The organism is Chitinophaga costaii, assembly GCF_900094705.1.
Taxonomy (GTDB): Bacteria; Bacteroidota; Bacteroidia; order Chitinophagales; family Chitinophagaceae; genus Chitinophaga; species Chitinophaga costaii.
On the sequence record NZ_FMAR01000005.1, the window covers coordinates 36,810 to 53,825 of the forward strand.

Annotated in this window: 11 protein-coding genes and 1 tRNA gene; 1 reads left to right on the forward strand and 11 read right to left on the reverse strand. The window is 49.8% G+C overall.

Annotated elements, in window-relative coordinates; all coding sequences use genetic code 11:
* Nucleotides 1–183: 183 nt before the first annotated feature.
* From GA0116948_RS08830 to GA0116948_RS08840, 3 genes are all read right to left on the reverse strand, one after another.
* Nucleotides 184–1,413: a multidrug effflux MFS transporter gene (locus tag GA0116948_RS08830; RefSeq protein ID WP_089711731.1), complete on the reverse strand. Its 1,230-nt coding sequence runs from the start codon at nucleotides 1,411–1,413 to the stop codon at nucleotides 184–186.
* 213 nt (nucleotides 1,414–1,626) lie between these two features.
* Entirely contained in the window at nucleotides 1,627–2,469 is an 843-nt protein-coding gene (locus GA0116948_RS08835; RefSeq protein WP_123891757.1) for a hypothetical protein, read from the reverse strand.
* 385 nt (nucleotides 2,470–2,854) lie between these two features.
* Nucleotides 2,855–3,826, reverse strand: coding sequence for a YheT family hydrolase (locus GA0116948_RS08840; RefSeq protein ID WP_089711230.1), 972 nt, complete (start codon nucleotides 3,824–3,826; stop codon nucleotides 2,855–2,857).
* 1,219 nt (nucleotides 3,827–5,045) lie between these two features.
* Between GA0116948_RS08840 and GA0116948_RS08850 the strand changes: the two genes are divergently transcribed.
* Nucleotides 5,046–5,118, forward strand: a tRNA-Gly gene (locus GA0116948_RS08850).
* Nucleotides 5,119–5,229: 111 nt separating this feature from the next.
* On the opposite strand, the gene GA0116948_RS08855 is transcribed toward GA0116948_RS08850, so the two are convergent.
* The 8 genes from GA0116948_RS08855 to GA0116948_RS08890 form a co-directional block, all read right to left on the reverse strand.
* Nucleotides 5,230–6,681 (reverse strand): phytoene desaturase family protein, encoded by a 1,452-nt coding sequence (locus GA0116948_RS08855; protein ID WP_089711233.1) that lies wholly within the window; start codon nucleotides 6,679–6,681, stop codon nucleotides 5,230–5,232.
* Nucleotides 6,682–6,716: 35 nt separating this feature from the next.
* Entirely contained in the window at nucleotides 6,717–8,159 is a 1,443-nt protein-coding gene (locus GA0116948_RS08860; protein WP_205686102.1) for an MBL fold metallo-hydrolase, read from the reverse strand.
* 3 nt (nucleotides 8,160–8,162) lie between these two features.
* Nucleotides 8,163–8,927: a hypothetical protein gene (locus tag GA0116948_RS08865; RefSeq protein WP_089711235.1), complete on the reverse strand. Its 765-nt coding sequence runs from the start codon at nucleotides 8,925–8,927 to the stop codon at nucleotides 8,163–8,165.
* Nucleotide 8,928: 1 nt separating this feature from the next.
* Entirely contained in the window at nucleotides 8,929–10,341 is a 1,413-nt protein-coding gene (locus GA0116948_RS08870; RefSeq protein ID WP_089711237.1) for a hypothetical protein, read from the reverse strand.
* Nucleotides 10,342–10,360: 19 nt separating this feature from the next.
* A complete protein-coding gene (locus GA0116948_RS08875; RefSeq protein ID WP_089711240.1) occupies nucleotides 10,361–11,719 on the reverse strand; it encodes a hypothetical protein in 1,359 nt (452 codons plus the stop codon).
* A 19-nt stretch (nucleotides 11,720–11,738) separates the two neighbouring features.
* Nucleotides 11,739–13,103 carry a RagB/SusD family nutrient uptake outer membrane protein gene (locus GA0116948_RS08880; protein ID WP_089711242.1) on the reverse strand — a complete coding sequence of 455 codons (1,365 nt, stop codon included), beginning with the start codon at nucleotides 13,101–13,103 and terminating at the stop codon, nucleotides 11,739–11,741.
* Nucleotides 13,104–13,113: 10 nt separating this feature from the next.
* Nucleotides 13,114–16,134: a SusC/RagA family TonB-linked outer membrane protein gene (locus tag GA0116948_RS08885; protein ID WP_089711244.1), complete on the reverse strand. Its 3,021-nt coding sequence runs from the start codon at nucleotides 16,132–16,134 to the stop codon at nucleotides 13,114–13,116.
* 681 nt (nucleotides 16,135–16,815) lie between these two features.
* Nucleotides 16,816–17,013 carry a hypothetical protein gene (locus tag GA0116948_RS08890; protein ID WP_089711247.1) on the reverse strand — a complete coding sequence of 66 codons (198 nt, stop codon included), beginning with the start codon at nucleotides 17,011–17,013 and terminating at the stop codon, nucleotides 16,816–16,818.
* Between the last annotated feature and the right edge of the window lie 3 nt (nucleotides 17,014–17,016).

A 17,016-nucleotide genomic window follows, 5' to 3' on the forward strand; every position in this document is an offset into this window, starting at 1 on the left:
ACAGCATCCGCCTGCCACATCGCTCATCGCTGGAAAAATGCAGGTGCAGGCTCATGCGGTTGATGCTGATTCAAAGCGCCTTTAGGAAGAAAAATATAACGCTTTCGCATATACGCTAATAGCTTATTCTTCACCAGGCAGGTTAAAATGCAAAGGAAAAGAGGGATATTCCCGGACCATACCCTAGTGCAGCACGCCGCTGGCCTGGCCAGCCAGCACCGGGCCGGCTATCTGGCGGCGTCCTATGAGCAAAATGACCAGGGCCAGTATGCCGGATGCACACATGGTGGCAGTCATAGGCACTGCGCTGGTGCTGTGAAACAGGCTTACCACCAGGGAAGCCAATGCTCCACAACCCATTTGCAGGGCACCCATCATGGCAGATGCACTGCCCGCGTTTCTTTCAAAAGGGGCCAGCGATAAGGCGGCTGCGTTGGGATTGGTAAAACCTATGCCACTGAGGTATATAAATAAGAGTACGATGAGCACCGGTAGCGACAGCCACCCATTCAGCGCCAGCACCAGCAACGCCAGGCCCGACAACGACTGCACCAGCAGCGCCATAGGCACTACCTGCTGGCTGGTATAAAACCGCAAGGCTACATTATTGAGCTGGTTAGCCCCGATGAGTCCTACAGATAAAAAGGCGAATATCCAACCAAACTGCTTGTCCGTAAGGTGATATACCTGCATCAGCACATGGGAAGAGCCGGAAACGTATACAAACAGGCCTGCAAAAGCTATAGCGCCGGTAAAGGCATAGGTGAAAAACTGCGGCTCGCGCAGCACCAACCAGAAGTTTTTTAAAATGGGTAATGGCTTTAGCGACAGGGTAAGATCTGGCCGGTAGCTAGAGGGTAGCCACCAAATGCTGGCTATCAGCGTGAGTATCCCCATCCCGCCAAGGATCGCAAAGATATAATGCCAGCCAATGCCAGCGCTTACATACCCACCGATAGTGGGGGCCAGCATAGGCGATGCACCTACTACCAGCATGAGTAAGGCAAATACCCGGGCATTGTCTTTCACCGGAAAAATATCGCGCACCATGGCCACCGCCGCCACAGTAGCCGCGCAGCTACCCACGGCCTGCACAAAACGCAGGATCACCAGGCTATTCAGGCTATGCGACAACATACAACCTATGGACGCCAGTATGTACACGGCCAGGCCAATGTAGAGCGGGCGTTTGCGCCCAAACCTGTCCAGTAAAGGCCCATACAGTATTTGCCCGGCAGCAATGCCCACGAAGTAACTGGACAGCGACAAGCCGACTTCGGTGTCGCGCACGCCCAGGTCTTTGGCGATGGCCGGAAAACCCGGCAGATACATATCGATAGAAAATGGCCCTAAAGCCGTGAGTGTTCCTAAAATAAAAATGAGAAAGGATGATCTTGATTTGGTCGTATCCATGCGAAAGCTCCGGAAGGTTTTCACAAATTTGAATATATAAATCCGCATTCTGAAACGCGTGATAAAATAACTGACACAAATTGTTATCTCATTGTCACGAAAATAGCCGGCGGCTACGACATCCAGGGAACAGGGCAACAAAAAAGGCCTGCCAGCAATGCTTTCAGGCCTTTTTATAATATGTAATTGTTTTACTATTTTTTAGATGAGTGCTTATTCTGCAATACGCACATTACCAAAGAAAACCTTAGCATCATTTTTCATTTCCAGCGGAGCGCTGAAGTAAAAATATTTGCGGGCATTTTCTTTAAACATTTGAGCATCCAACACCTTCGTTTTGTCGAGGTACACTTTCATTTGCTGCCCCTTCAATACGATAGATACATGCATTTTAGCATTTGCATACGGATTGAGATCGAACGTGACACTGTTGTATTTATTTCCAAAATGCGCGAAGGAGGAAACTTCGTTGTCATTGTAGTACATCAGCTCCACATGGGCAATATCGCCTTCATTCCAATCGCTCACGCTGTTATTTTCGGCAACGCCAAATTGAACAGGGGAAAGGTCTTTCACTTTATCGCAACTGGTCAGAATATCAAATTCGATGGTACCATTTTCGGGTAGGATAAGATTTTGTTTAAGCTTGTAAGTGGCATTTTCCTGGACCTGCAACCAGCTACCAGGAAATTCTCCCACCTTCACTAACTGCCCGCTGCCATTGGTTTTCCAGGCTGCCGGCAATACGCCTGTTGGCAACATATCGAAGCGGCTGGTATATAATACGGAATCGGCAGGTACAAAGTCAAAAACACTTTCCACGCTGAGGCGTTTGTGGCTATTGGTTGTTCCATTGGCAGCGGCTTCTTCACTATCTGATCCGGTCGTATTGTTACCGGATGTTTTCCCGTCTAACTTTTTATCAATAGCTTCCGAAGCTTTCTGTGTCCCTTTATCTTTGGCCTTTTGTAGTAAGTTTCCTAACTGGGCATGTGCAGTCATGGTAATCAAACAAGCGGCAAGTAGTAAATTCCCTTTTACAGATACAAGTTTCATATGAATGATTTTTCCTAAACAGCACAGGTTATTTTAATTGGTAATATAACCTTACGTGCTGCGTTTGTGATGTTAAACAATACAGGTTAAATGCAACGAATAACCGTTCAAAGTAGGTTAAGTAGGCCGAAAATTACGAAATTATAGACCACTAACACTTTCGTTTCTATATTTTTTTTAATACTAAAACCGTAGAACAAAAAATACGCCGGTGTATTTTCCTATATCCAATACTTTTAGCGGACGAATAGCCGCTGTTTTTGCTAGATAAATAATGAAGCGGGATTACACATTACGCAGGGGTAATCACGGCAGGGATACACGAAAAATGATCTACGGAAAAAAGGTAGGCCTGCCACTTTTATCAATGAATATCAACATGGCATCATGATGCGCCATGCGTACGGATAAAATCAAGCGCCCGCCGTTCTGTCCAGTAGCTGGACACGCCGAAGTTTACGAAACCCACATGCCCTCCATAGCGGGGCGTTTCCAGGAAAAAGTGGGCGCTTTTTTCTGCAATGTCGTAGGGATAACAGCCCGCTCCCAGGAAGGGGTCGTCCTGGGCATTGATGAGTAACGTAGGTATAGCCACCTGGTGCAACACCCTTATAGCACTACTGCTGGCCCAGTATACTGCTGCATTGGGGAAGCCATGCAGGGGCGCAGTATAACGGTTGTCGAACTGGCGAAAGGTGTTGATAGCGGCATATCCGTCCAGGTTAATTTCGTTGGGAAATAATTTTGCCTTGGCGGCCAGTTTTTCACCCAGGGAGCGGATGAAACGCTGCATGTAAATATTGTTCTGTTTTTTCTCCAGCTCAATCGCGCTATTGGCCAGGTCTACGGGCACAGAAATGGCCACGGTGGCACGTATCAGGGGAGATATATCCCTTCCTTTTTCACCCGTATATTTGAGTACTACGTTGCCACCCAGGGAAAACCCGATCAGGTAAATGGCCTTATAAGGATAAACCGCCTCCAAATGATGCAGCACCGCATCCAGATCGCCAGTGTCGCCACTATGGTAAAAGCGCAGGGCTTTATTTGGCTCTCCACTACAGCCCCGGAAATTCATCGCCGCCGCGTCATATCCCTGCTGGTTAAAAAGTGATACCATCCCCTTCACATATTTGCGTTGAGCATCGCCCTCTAACCCATGCAGCACCAGCACCAGGCGGTCACTGTTTACCTTGCTGAAATCCAGGTCCAGAAAATCGCTGTCAGGAAGGATTATACGCTCCCGGGTATATGCGACGGGTTTTACCCACCTGCACAAAGTGGGGTAAATGGTGAGCAGGTGACGGTTGCGTAGCAATAGGGGCGGCTGGTAGCCGGAATGACGAACAATTGGCATGCTGCAAATATCCTCCCATTATGGCTTAAAAACAAAACGACGCCCTGTAAAAACAGGTTGGTAAGCGAACCTGTTATGGATACCGCGCAAAGCGGGCGAAGGCTTTGGGGCAATTATACCCCGCTTGACAAGCGTACGAAACTATAATCACAGCGTCCTTCCTGTAAATGACAAAAGGCCCCTTGCCAGCGTAGTGGCAAGCAGCCTTTCGGTTTAAATTTAAATAGTTGTGTCCTTTATTTTATTTCATTACACCAGCAGCTTTTTCGGAGTTAGGATGAAAGGCCAACTTTCAGGGTAACTACCTGCCGGCGTTCAGGGAAATAGTATGGGTATAACGAAATACGTGTTGCGATCTTTTTCCTACGACACCCATACCGCGCATGATGACGGCCTACACATGCATAAAATAAAGACCCCGCCTCAACAAGCGGGATCTGTTGTTAATTGTTCTACATTTTACAGTATTCACAATCTTTGAGCAACAGTTTCCCTCACGGTGATGGTTATACGCCGTGTATGATATTTATTGTTTTGTTTCTTATACAAGATGCCGGCATGTTCATTTTTTCCATATCACGCCCCCTTTTATTTTTTTAGGCATAACATGATTCGCCCCAAGGCCTTCATGGCATAACTACATATACAGCGGCAAAGCCATCAGTTGAATTTTATGATTAGCATAAAGGTTTCCAGGTCTTCACAGGATAAAGCATGACAACACAATAGATAAATCGGAAAAGTTGTTGGTTGGTTCCCCCGGTATTACATGGTTCCACTTATAAATTGGATCTGGTCGTCTCCTCCGTACAAAAATGTTGATATTATGTATGTCGTACTATGCCGGCTACAGTGTTATAGCTTAAAAACACCCCTCCACGGAATAACTATTCTGTAGCCGTGTATTACTGCAACAGTTGATAGAATGAAATTAGAAAAAATTATAAGACCCTGTATGTTTTTATTAACGGCCTCCAATATTTATGTATCCCTTGTATAAACGTAGGCACTTGAAAAGGCATATCCTACTGGAGGTAGCATTGGCAGCCACCGGCCCTGCCCCTTGCCCAAAAAAATCAGCATTTCTGTAAAAATATTTGGCGATTAATTTCTGTTTCCTATCTTTGCAATCCCAAAACACAATACAGTAAAGCATTACAGGCTAAAAGGGCCAGCAAGCGGGGCATAAATTGACAACTTTTTCTACCCATACACACCTGCGGAAGTAGCTCATTTGGTAGAGCACGACCTTGCCAAGGTCGGGGTGGCCGGTTCGAGCCCGGTCTTCCGCTCATTCAGTAAAAGGCCAGCACATCAATCGTGCTGGCCTTTTTTATTGTAATAAACGTATTGCCCGTAAAACGCCCGGCCAGGATTTACCTGCCGGGCGTTTTATTTTCGGGTTATCCTTGTTTGCGGGGAACAGGCAGCGTAATATGCCAGATATCTTTGAGCGCACGGCGTGCTGCGTGAAAACCACACATGCCATGCACGCCACCGCCAGGCGGTGTGGAGGCAGAGCAGAGATACAAACCTTTTACACCGGTACGATAAGGCGAAGCGCGCAACGCAGGCCGCGTAAAGAGTTGCCAGATATCGAGTATGCCACCGTTAATATCACCGCCAATGTAGTTGGGATTGTAAGCCTCTAATTCCTGGGTATTATAAGTGTGTTTATCAATAATAAGATCCCGGAATCCAGGCGCATATCTTTCGATCTGTTTTTCTATGATGGCCGTACGATCGGCAGTGCTGCCAGCGGGTACATGGCAGTAGCCCCACAATACTTGTTTTCCCGCTGGTGCGCGGGTGGCGTCGAACAGGCTTTGCTGTGCCAGCAGCACGAAGGGGTTATCATTTAATTTCCCCGCATTTACATCCGATTCCGAACGCGCAATTTCTGCGAGTGTACCTCCCAGATGTACAGTACCGGCGGCTTTGCACTGCTGCGCGGTAAAAGGCACCGGGCCACCGAGCGCCCAGTCTACCTTAAACACACCCGGCCCATAACGGTATTTTTTTAACTGCCAGCGATAAAATGCGGGGAGCGATACACCTGCCATATCGAGCAATTGCCGGGGAGCAATGTCGAACAACACGGCCTTTGCTTTGGGCAGTTCTTCCAGTGAATGAATAAAGCGGCCTGTTTCCACTTTGCCACCCAGCGATTGAAAGTAGGCCAGCATAGCCTTGGCAATACCTTGCGAACCTCCTTTTGCCAGGGGCCATCCACCCAGGTGTCCATTGGCCATTAACACCAGGCCTACGGCAGCGGTGGTGGCCGTTTGCAGCGGCAGGAAGCTATGTGCTGCCATGCCAGCCCACAGGCCTTTGGCAGCTTCGGTTTTAAAGCGATGGGCAATGCTGGTGGCAGACTGTAAGGCTTTAAATCCAAAGGCTGCCATATCCAGCGGATGTTTTGGCAAGGGCAAAGGCCCCAATATATCCGGCGCAATGGCTGGCCAGCACTTCACCACAGGCTGCAGGAGGCTGCGGTAAGCCGCACCGTCGGCACCTAGTGCCGCTACCGTGGCATCAAGGTCGCGCAGCAAAACGGCTGCGCTGCCATCGTCCTGCGGATGGGCGGCCAGCACCGGCGGGTGAATGTATTCCAGCCCAAACTGTTGCAGCGGCAGGGTTTGCAAAAAGGGAGAACCGGCGGCCATAGGATGAATGGCCGAACATACATCCGACCAATAACCCGGGCCTACCAATTCTGCTGTGCGCAGGCCGCCGCCTGGCGTTGTATGCCCTTCTATAACCAGTACCGATAAATTTGCCTGTTGCAGTGCAATCGCAGCTGCCAGCCCGTTAGGTCCCGATCCAACTACTACTGCATCATATTCCATCGCCATGGTTTTCCTTGGTTTTTCCCGCGTAAAGTACTAAACTAATGCTTACCCTCGTATGATTTTACAGCGGTACCCAGGTCCAGCACTTCAGCGGCTGGCAGGTATTTTTTAATAATACTGCTGCCCGTAGCAGAGCGGTAGCCCGACTCGCAATGCACCAGGATAGGCTTACCGGCAGGTATCTCCCCTATCCGGCGGCTTAGCTGGTCCAGCGGTATGTTCAAAGCATCCGGGAAAAGGGGATTGTCTTTGGCTTCTTTGGGCGTACGTACGTCAATAATCGTATAGGCGTGCACGTTTAACCGTTGGGTAGTATCCAACACAGGAAAATGAGCGCCCTGCACATCGTTGTACACGAAGGCTCCCAGCAGTTTGGATTCGTACCCTATCTTGGCCGCTTTTTCAATAAGTACTCTGAGCTGGGCCTCGTTTTCTGCAGTAATATAAAACCGCTGATCCGGGCCTACTACAGTACCCAACCAGGTTTCAAACCGCCTTCCATCCTGGATATTAATTGCGTTGCGCAGGTAAGACTGTTTAAACAATGGCCCGGCCCGGCCATCCACGATCAGCGCGGTGGTATCGGGATTTTTATTGGGTGGCAGCAGGGGTACACCTTGCACACCAGGCAGGAAATCTGGCACCCCAGCCACATTCAGGGCCACGTCGTACGGAAAGTAGGCGGGAATGGCCGGCAGGTCGGCGAGTAGTGTTTTTACAAATACGTCTTCGTCTTTAAGCTGGAAGGCGTAGTTATGCGCCCGCTCATAACCAATGGTAGAAACATTGGCCTTGCGCATAGACTTACCACAAAGCGATCCTGCGCCATGGGTGGGCAGCAGCAACACATCGTCGTTCAGCACCGCAAATTTCTCCCATACAGTATGATACATTTTATGCGCCAGCACCTCCCGTTGCGTTGCCACGTCGCCATTGTAGGAACGCAGGTCTGGCCGGCCCACGTCGCCAATGAGCAGGGCATCGCCGGAGAACACGGCAATGTCTTTGTCATTTTCAGTCAGCACCGCAGCTATAGCATCCGGAGCATGCCCGGGCGTGAAGATGGCACGCAACGCTACCGTTCCGCCCAGGGCAATGTGATCGTTCTCATCGAAGCGGGTGTAGGTATAGCCAGGTTTTACCAGGCTGCTGGTGTAAATGCGTGCACCTGTAAATTTATGCAGTTCATTGTGCGAACTGGCAAAATCTGCATGCGGATGGGTTTCTATAACACCGGCAATACGTGCTTTCTTTTGCCTGGCAAAAGCCAGGTAGATGGCTGGATTGCGACCGGGATCTACAATAATAAGCTGCCCATTGGCCAGGATGGCATAAGAAAAATGTGCCAGGCCGGCGTCGTTGAACTGGGTAACCTGCACCGCCTTGTCCTGGTACACTATACTGTCTGTTTCGGGCAGGGTATGCGCCCAAAGGCTGCTGGCGCTAACGGCCAGCAAAACCGTGGTGATCCATTTTTTCATGGCTTATTGAATAACGAAGTTAATGCGATCAAGACCGGTATTGTTGGTAGCGGCATCGTATGCGTACACCAGCACTTCATAATTTCCTTTGCCAGCTATGGGTACCTGGCCATTGAAAAGATTATTGCCGGGCAGTTTGTTCAGCGGGAAGGTGCCTGTGGTAACGCCTTCTTTTTTCAGGATGGCTTTGATCTCTATGTGATCGGCATCCCACACGCCGCCTTTGCTGATGGGGCATCCGCACAGCATGGTGAGGCTTACTTTAATATCCAGGCTATGCGATTTAATGCTATCCAGCGCAATAAGCTGGTGGGAATTAGGTGTCAGTATGTCGAGGATGTAACCAGACAATTCTATAATCACCCCATCGCCGGCAATGTTTTTGCCGGGCAGCAGCCACAGTTGTGTGCTGCCATTTACCGCCGCATTAAGCCGGTTTACCGGCGCTACCACGCTAATGTCTATTAGTGTGGGATCCTGGATGTCTATGTTGGCTTCGAAAACGGCGGTTTGCGCATCCACAATACTTTGACCCCGGATCAGTGCTGTTTTCAGGATTACGTCGGTGCTGCCGGAGCTGCCCTTGGTAAGACCTTTGGCCAATAGCTCGCCGGTAAGGTGGTCTTTGATCAACACCAGCGCGCCACCTATGCCGGTGCCGATAAACTTTGCATCTTTGGCTTTCACCCTTACTAAAACCTTGGTGGGTGTTGCCTGCACGCTAACGGTAAGGAGCAGGGCGATGATTGCGGAACATAATTTTTTCATTTTATAACTGGCTTCTTTTTAGTTGCAGTGGATAATCAATTGGTACCCGGTCCAGCACCGCGTAGATACTGTCTTTACGTTCGCTCAGCCCGGAGAGGATAATACGCTCGCTGCCCTGGCGGGTAAAATGCCATACCAGTTGCGGAGCGTCTTCTTCTTTTGATTTTGTTTTTTCAGGTGTTTTGTTACTAGGTTTGGTGGGTTTGTTACGGTCTTCCCAGGCGGTTTTCTGCGCCTTGTCTTGCAGGTATAGCAGGCCATTGGCAGTATCGGCGCGGTAGTAGAGGAAGCGGTTGCCGCCGGCCACGCCGGCCAGTTCATAACTACGGTCTACATCTTTGGGTTGGGGATCGCCATTGGGCAGGGAAATAGCGAAAGGCTTATGTACTTTGTACACCAGTGTACTCCATTTTTCAAAAATCACCTGCGACCAGCGCACAGAATCCAGCGGCGAGTAAGGCAGATCCTGGCCATTAAGTTTAAAGGTAGTCACGTTGTATACCCCTGCTGCTTTTGCCAGGCCCGGTGTGATCGGGTCTTTCAGGTTGCCCTGTTTAAAATGCACATCGTAGCGCAAAATGCCATACAGGATGGTAAAGAAAAACACAATTACATATTTGACCGTGTGCGCCCAAATCTGCTGCGCTCGTGACTTCCAGGCCGGCCTGTAAAGTTGTAGCGAAACGTCTTCCTGTTTAATCAGCAGTTTCCATAACGGGGCCACGTAAGGCACCAGTATAAAAAGCGACAGCAGTACAAAAAAAGAGCTGTATACATGCACAGCGCCATCGTAGGCTAAATTGGCATGGGCAATATTACCCAGTACGCCAATATTGATAACAGCACCCAAAGCCGTGGTGCCACGGAAAAACAATAAAATACCACCCACGATTTCCACGAGGCCCAACACGACTTCATACCATATGGATACGCCCACTTGCTGCCAGTACAATTTATACGTATTGTAATCGCCCAGATCTGTTTCGAGGTTGGAGATAGCAGGGGGCGGCATTTGCATGGGATAAAATTTGAGGAAGCCAAATGCAATGATGCCCAGCGCTATGCGATAGCGCACTACTACGCGCAGCCAGTAGTACAGCCGGTTATAATTTTCCGGTTCATTTTTCCTGACCAGGAAGGTCCATCCGCCAGCTATAATTAGTGCGCCCAGCAGGGCCGCGCCCCAAGTAGCATAGCCGGCTATGCCCCATCGTGCACTCTCAGAAGTGAGGGTAATAAAATTGGCCCGGTAACCCGCCAGGGAAGAGAGTATCCAGAAGAACGACCGGGGATGGAACAACCGGTCGTACCAGGTGAGATCCAGCGGAAAGATGAGCAGGAGAAAGAAAGCGAAGGCTACCCGGAACAGGAATTTCTCGCCCTTGGTCCATGCACGGTCTATAGTCTGTGTCATGTTGTGTTGTTTAAATTGGTTAAAACACGGTCACCGGTTTGCGCCGGCCCAGGTGCAGCAGGTACGTTTTATCCTGCAGGTCTAGCTGTACATGCAGCGTATGGCCGTGGTAGCGTGCCGCGTCCAGCAGGATGGTAGCTTCATTGGGCCGTTGCAGCCGGAAAGCGATGCTGTCGGCAGGATCGTTTTTATTCACCAGTAGTATATCTTCTCCGCTGGTGGTATAGCTATAAAAGCGGCGGCCTCCATTGCCCTGGTTTTCATAATCGCGCTGATAGTCTATGGCAGGTCCTTGTAAGTTGGGTCGTACACGCTGTACCCCATGAATGCTCAGCGTGTTCCACTGCTCCAGCACTACGTTTTGCCAGCGCAGGGTATCGGTGAGTGAGTAGGGCAGCTCCTGCCCGTCTATCACGAAATGGCGCACGTTATAAAAGCCTGCCGCCTTTGCCAGCCCAGGCTTGCCGGGATAGGGCCAGCGGTCGGAATGGTAACTGCTATAGGCGAGGACTGCATATACGAGGAAGAACAAGGTGAAGGCTACCTTGGCCCAGCGCCGCCAGATGATGCTACGGTCGGTAAATGCCGGCACAAACCGGTCTGCCCTAGCCCGGGTTTCTTTAACCAATAGCTGGTACAGGCGCGGCACGTCGTACAGCAGTAACACTGCCGCCAGCAGCAGCAGGTACACGCTCAGTACGTGCTGCCCCAGGTCGTAGGCAAAGTTGGCCAGTACTACATTGATCAGCGTGGCAGCCGCAATGCCCGCACCCACTACCGCCGTACGCCGGCCCAGCAATAAAAGCCCAGATACGATTTCAATGAAACCCAATGTACACTCATACCCTGTTGATGACACGCCCAAAGAGTGGTAGTATATTTTCCAGGGCAGAAAGTCGCCGTATTTGGTATGCAGTTCGCTCAGGCTGGGAAAGGGTACCTGCAGGGGAAACAGCAGCAAAAATCCATAGGCCAGCAGTGCAGTGGCCAGGCGGTAGCGAAGTATTACGCGTACGGCGTATAGCCATTGGGGATAGTGTGCTTCAAATTTTTTATCCAGCCGGTTCCACACTATTGCCAGTGGCAGCGCTGCCAGCAAGGCCCATAGCCAGCCCGTAAATGCCGCCAGGCCCCAGGCATGATACTGGCCCCAGAAGGGCGTGTAGTCTGTAATCCGGAACAGGTCCTGGAAGTGCAGCCCACTATCGCGTACGGAAAACAACTGCCGGTAGTAAAAAGGATCCAGGGGCAGCGTTAGCAATAATAACCACACAAAGCCTAATTGAAACCCAAAACGGTATCGCAGTCCATCATGAAGCTGGAACTCCGTGATGGTACGGTTTTCACCCTGGGTAATAGATGCGGTAAACTGCGTCATGATAAGGCGGTTTTGTCTTTTAATAATTTGGGTTCTGGTGCAGATCGGGATCGGCAGCCAGGTCGTTATATGGTATGGGGAAAATGTATTTCGTGGTGTCGGTAAGACTTATCGCCGTGGCGGCGGTTTTGGTGCGTACCAGGTCGTACCAGCGTTGTGGCTCCAGGGCAAACTCTACCCTCCTTTCGGCCAGGATATCGCTTTGCAGGGTTGGGCTGTCTTTAAAGGTAAGCGCCGTTACCTGGGCGCGCTGGCGCACCGCATTAAGGTCTTGCAAGGCTCCGGTATAATCTGGCGCAGGCTTGTTCAGGCGGGCTTCTGCGCGGATCAGGTATTGCTCGGCCAGGCGGAAAATGTAGGTCGGGTTATCGCCATTGGTACGCCAGTACAACTGCTGCACAAAATAGTTGGTGATGGCCGGCGTGGAAACATCGCGGATCAGGGCCTTTCGGTCGCCACCCGTGGAGGGGTCTTGTACCAGGTTGTACAAACCCTTGTTCGGGCAAAACTGGTTGCGGTAATTCACACTACTCCAGCTACCGTTATGGGAACTGGGATCGGCGGTAGTGAATTGCAGTTCGAAGATTGATTCGTTGGTAGCCTTGTTGTTGATAAAGGTGTTCCAGTCTATCAAACTATAATTAGAATTGCTAATGATTTTTGTAGCATAGGTTTCGGCCTGGTCGTACTGTTTGGTGTAGAGATACAGGCGGGCCAGGAAAGCGTACACCGTGTTTTGGGTAATGCGGTTTCGATTCACACCAGCCGGCAGCAGGGGCTCTGCGGCCAGGAGGTCTTGTTCTACCTGTGCATATACCTGCTGCTGGTTGCTTTGCTGAATGCCTTTCACATCACTGGGATCGGAGGTGGGGTTCAGCACCAGCGGAATATTGCCCCAGGTGCGCCCCAGGTCAAAGAAGGCCAATGCGCGGATAACATACGCCTCACCAACATATTGATTTTTCTTAGTGTCGGAAATCAGCTTGCCATCCAGGGCCGGCACTTTGGCTATTACATGATTAGCGCGGTTAATGGTCACATAGATCTGCGACCAGATGCGGTATAACAGTGTATTGTCCGACCGGTAGGCATGGGTGGTAAAGTCGTTGTAATAATTGAGTGTACCTACCCAAAGGCCATCGCCGCTGCTCAGGAAGGTGGCAGCAGCCAGGCCGTCACCACCATAGTAATACGAATTTTGTAAACCGTCGTAAACGCCCAGGGTGGCGGTTAGCGCACTGGCCGAGTCTACGATGGCCACATTGTCGGAGATATTTTGTGCCGAGGATACTTCGAGGAAAGTTTTTTTGCAGGAAGCCACCGCGACTACCGCGCTTCCTAAAACTACCAGTATGAAGTTCCTGGTGATAGTTGATGTTTTCATTGTTCCTGCTTTAAAAAGTAACATTTAAGCCGATGTTGATCGTGCGCGGATGAGGCGCCATGGAAAAGTCCAGTCCCTGCACGGTTTGGTTAGAATAATCCTGCGCCACATTCACTTCCGGATCTGCGCCGGAATATTTGGTGATGGTGAACAGATTGGTCACGTTTACATAGGCACGCAGGCGCTCAATGCCCACCCGGTTGGTAATGCGGGCCGGCAAGGTATAACCCAGGGCCACATTTTTGAGACGGATAAAGGAAGCGTCTTCCAGGAAACGGCTGCTTTCAAAGTTGTGATTGAAACTGCCGTCGGGATTGGCCTTGTTGGTGAGGCGGGGAATGTCTGTCACATCGCCTTCCTTCTTCCAGGCACGCAACATGCTGGCCTGCATAGACCAGGAAGTACCCCGGTTGCCAGCGTGCTCCTGGAAGTAGCGGTTCATGTTAAACACCTTGTTGCCCTGGGAGAAATAAAGGAAGAAGTTGAGATCAAAATTTTTATACGACAGGCTATTGCTGAAGCCCCCGAAAAATTTGGGGAAGGCATTGCCTACAATCTGCCGGTCGGCAGTGGTGATCTTTCCGTCGTGGTCTACATCCTGGTACACGGCATTGCCGGTTTTGGGATCTACATACAGTTGTTTATACAACCAGAAAGAGTACATAGAATAACCCTGCTGCAACTTCACCCAGTCGCGGTTATATTGTGTAAAAGCGGTGGGCAGTTTGGTCACCAGGTTCTGGTTGTGGGCAATGTTGAACGTGGTGGTCCACTGGAAGTTTTTGTTAGAAATATTGGTAGAAGCTATTTCAAACTCAAAGCCTTTGTTGCTCACGGCGCCCACGTTATCGTAAATGGAGGTGAAGCCGGTCTTGGCAGGAATGGGTACGCTGAGTAGCAGGTCGGAAGTTTGTTTGTCGTAGTAGTTAAATTCAAACCGCAGGCGGTTGTTTAACACGCCGGCTTGCAGCCCCAGATCCCATTGGCGGGTGGTTTCCCATTTCAGGTTGGGATTGGCTAGCTGAGAGGGGGCAATACCGGGATTGTCCTGGTAGTTGTTGCCACCAGACCACAGCCCTTCGGAGGCAAAGTTGGCAATGTTTTGATTACCCGTCCAGCCCAGGCTGGCCTTGAGTTTCAGCTCATCCACCCAGGTCAGGTGCTGCTTTATAAATTTTTCTTCTCCTATGCGCCACGCTGCACCCAGGGAAGGAAATCTACCCCAGCGATTGTTAGCGCCAAAACGCGAAGAAGCATCTGTACGCAGGTTAGCATCGAAGATGTACTTATCGTCATAGCTATAATTGGCCCCTGCAAAATAAGAGATGAGTCCTGCATTGATATCGCCGGTGGTACTGCCTGTTACGATGGCGGCAGAAGAAATGGCGGAGAAGGAAATGCTCGGAAAGTTGGTACCGGTAATGCTGGCGCTCTGGTAGGTGCTTTTCTGCAAGGTATTGCCTGCAAATACAGACAGGTTATGCTTGCTATTGAAAGCCACGTTGTAGTTAAATACCTGCTCGCCTATCCAGGTTACGTTAGACGTGTTGGCATCTATTGCGCGGCCACTGGTAGACTTACCGGAGGTGAGGTTGGCATTGTAGTATACAAACTCGTGGTAGTCGTTGTTATCCAGGCTCCAGGAAGATCGGAAGCTCAGGTTGGGCAGTATTCTCCATTTCACATACCCATTGGCAATAAGGTGTTTGCCATAGGCGTGGTCGTTGTTATTGGCGAATAAAATATAAGGATTGTTGAAACGCTCGCCGTTGTTATAACTACCATCTGGTTTAAAGATGGGCGTAAGGGTGGGCGTGTGCAGGCCGGTGTTGAGAATGCCACCGGTATCACCATTGGGCGAAAGGCTTCTTTTCGTATAGGTATAACTGGTACTAACCCCAATGGTCAATGATTTGTTCAGCGTGTGGTCTATGTTTACCCGGAAGCCCATGCGCTGGAAGTCCTGTAGTTTTAAAATAGACTGCTGGTTGGTGAAATCGCCGCCCAGGTAAAACTTGGTTTTGCCATTACCGCCGGAAACTTCAATGTTGTTTGTGGTTTGTTCTGCCGTTCTGAAAATAAGGTGCAGGCGGTCGTAAGTACCGATGGTGTCTGTTACCGGGAAAGGCAGGCCACTGGGTGCTCCCCCGTCGTTGAGGTAGGCCTGGTTGATAATTGCTGCATGTTGGGGACCGGTCACCAGGCTCCAAAGCTTGGGGTAATGTCCCCAGCCATATTCTGTGTTCAGGGCTACCTTTGTTTTACCGTTGCGGTCACCCCGTTTGGTGGTAATGATGATCACCCCATTGGCCGCCCTCGATCCGTACATGGCAGTAGCATTGGCGTCTTTTAACACTTGCACGTCCTGTATGTCGTTAGGATTGATGTCGGCCAGGGGGTTGGTGGTTTGTCCACCCTGTCCCAGCGTTTGCAGGGGTGTGCTTGAAATGGCTACGCCATCGATAATGTAGAGCGGATCATTGCCGGCATTGATAGAGGTAGCGCCGCGCAGGCGTACCAGTGCGCTGCCGCCTTCCACACCGGAGTTGGAAGAAATTTGCAGGCCCGGCGTAATGCCTTGCAGGCGTTCGTTAAAACCAGCGCCGTGTATATCTTTCAGCGCCACGGCATTGATGGTAGATACAACGCCGGCAGTGGTGCTACGCTTTTGCTGTGCGTACCCTACTACCACTACGCCATCCAGCCCTATTTCGCCACCCTTTTTCAGATGGATGTTATAAGGTCCGGCACCGGTAATGGGTAGTTGCTGCGGTGCATAACCGAGCAGGGAAAATTCGATATGACGTCCACCGGGTGGTACAGACAGGCGGAAGGTGCCATCTTTATCGGTAATGGTGCCTTTACTGTGTTTTTCAGAAAAAATAATACTTACACCATCGAGCGGCGCGCCATCTTCGCTGGTTACAGTGCCGCTTACCTGCGTCACCTGCTGTGCGGAAGCCGAGGCAATAGATAAAAGGAAATACAGCACCAGGCTGGCCGGCCTGGCAAGGAATTTATCAGTGGTCATGAGCAGATGCAGTTAAGAAAAGGAGAAGTGTAGACAATAAGTGCCCTGTCTTTTCCCGGAAGCAGGAAAAAACGACTGGAAAACAGGTATCGTTGGCATAGATTACCTGTGGCTACAGCAGCAACAACAACTGTCGGAAAGGAAGGAAAGTGAAGGCAGATAACCCTTGAAAACGGTCACTGGACGGGCCGAATGGCCACTAAATCGACATTTTACATGTGGACTTTTTTCCATAGCTTTGATTTGTTAAGATTAAATGAGTAGAATCTGTTTGTCTTGACATGATGCGGGAGTGCGCGAACACTCTCGCTTTTTTTTTACGTTAATATTTGATTGAGCAGTTTTACTGTGCAGACAAGGCACACGATCCCCGAACAATTTTAAGTTGGTTGAAAAAAGTTGTTAGTATGGTTTATGTTGTTTACCCTTTGTTGGTGGCTCGGTAAATATATCTATCAATATGAATAAGTTTCCAAAGAAGTTGAAAGCTCCCTTTTTGGTTGATGTTGTGAAAGCAAATATAACACAAGTTTAATTATCCTACAAATCTAGTAGACTATTTATTTATACAGCGATGATAGCGCACTGGCTTATGTGGGTGCGATGGCTTCACCTGCATGCAACAAAAAAGCCACTGTAAGGCTACAGTGGCTTTAAAAAATATATTAACTAAATGCTTGCTTATTTATATTTAGGATCGTACAGGGTATTATCCGGAACGTTAACCGCAGGTTTTCCCTGGTAGTGATGTACGTACAAGTTATAGCAGCCCGCCAGCACAAAGAAAACCAGGCAGAAAAGGCTTACGTAAAACAGGAAACGGGAAGAAGCTACCCAGTTGCGTGTAAAATCTTTCTTATTCTCTACGGTATTTTCCATATC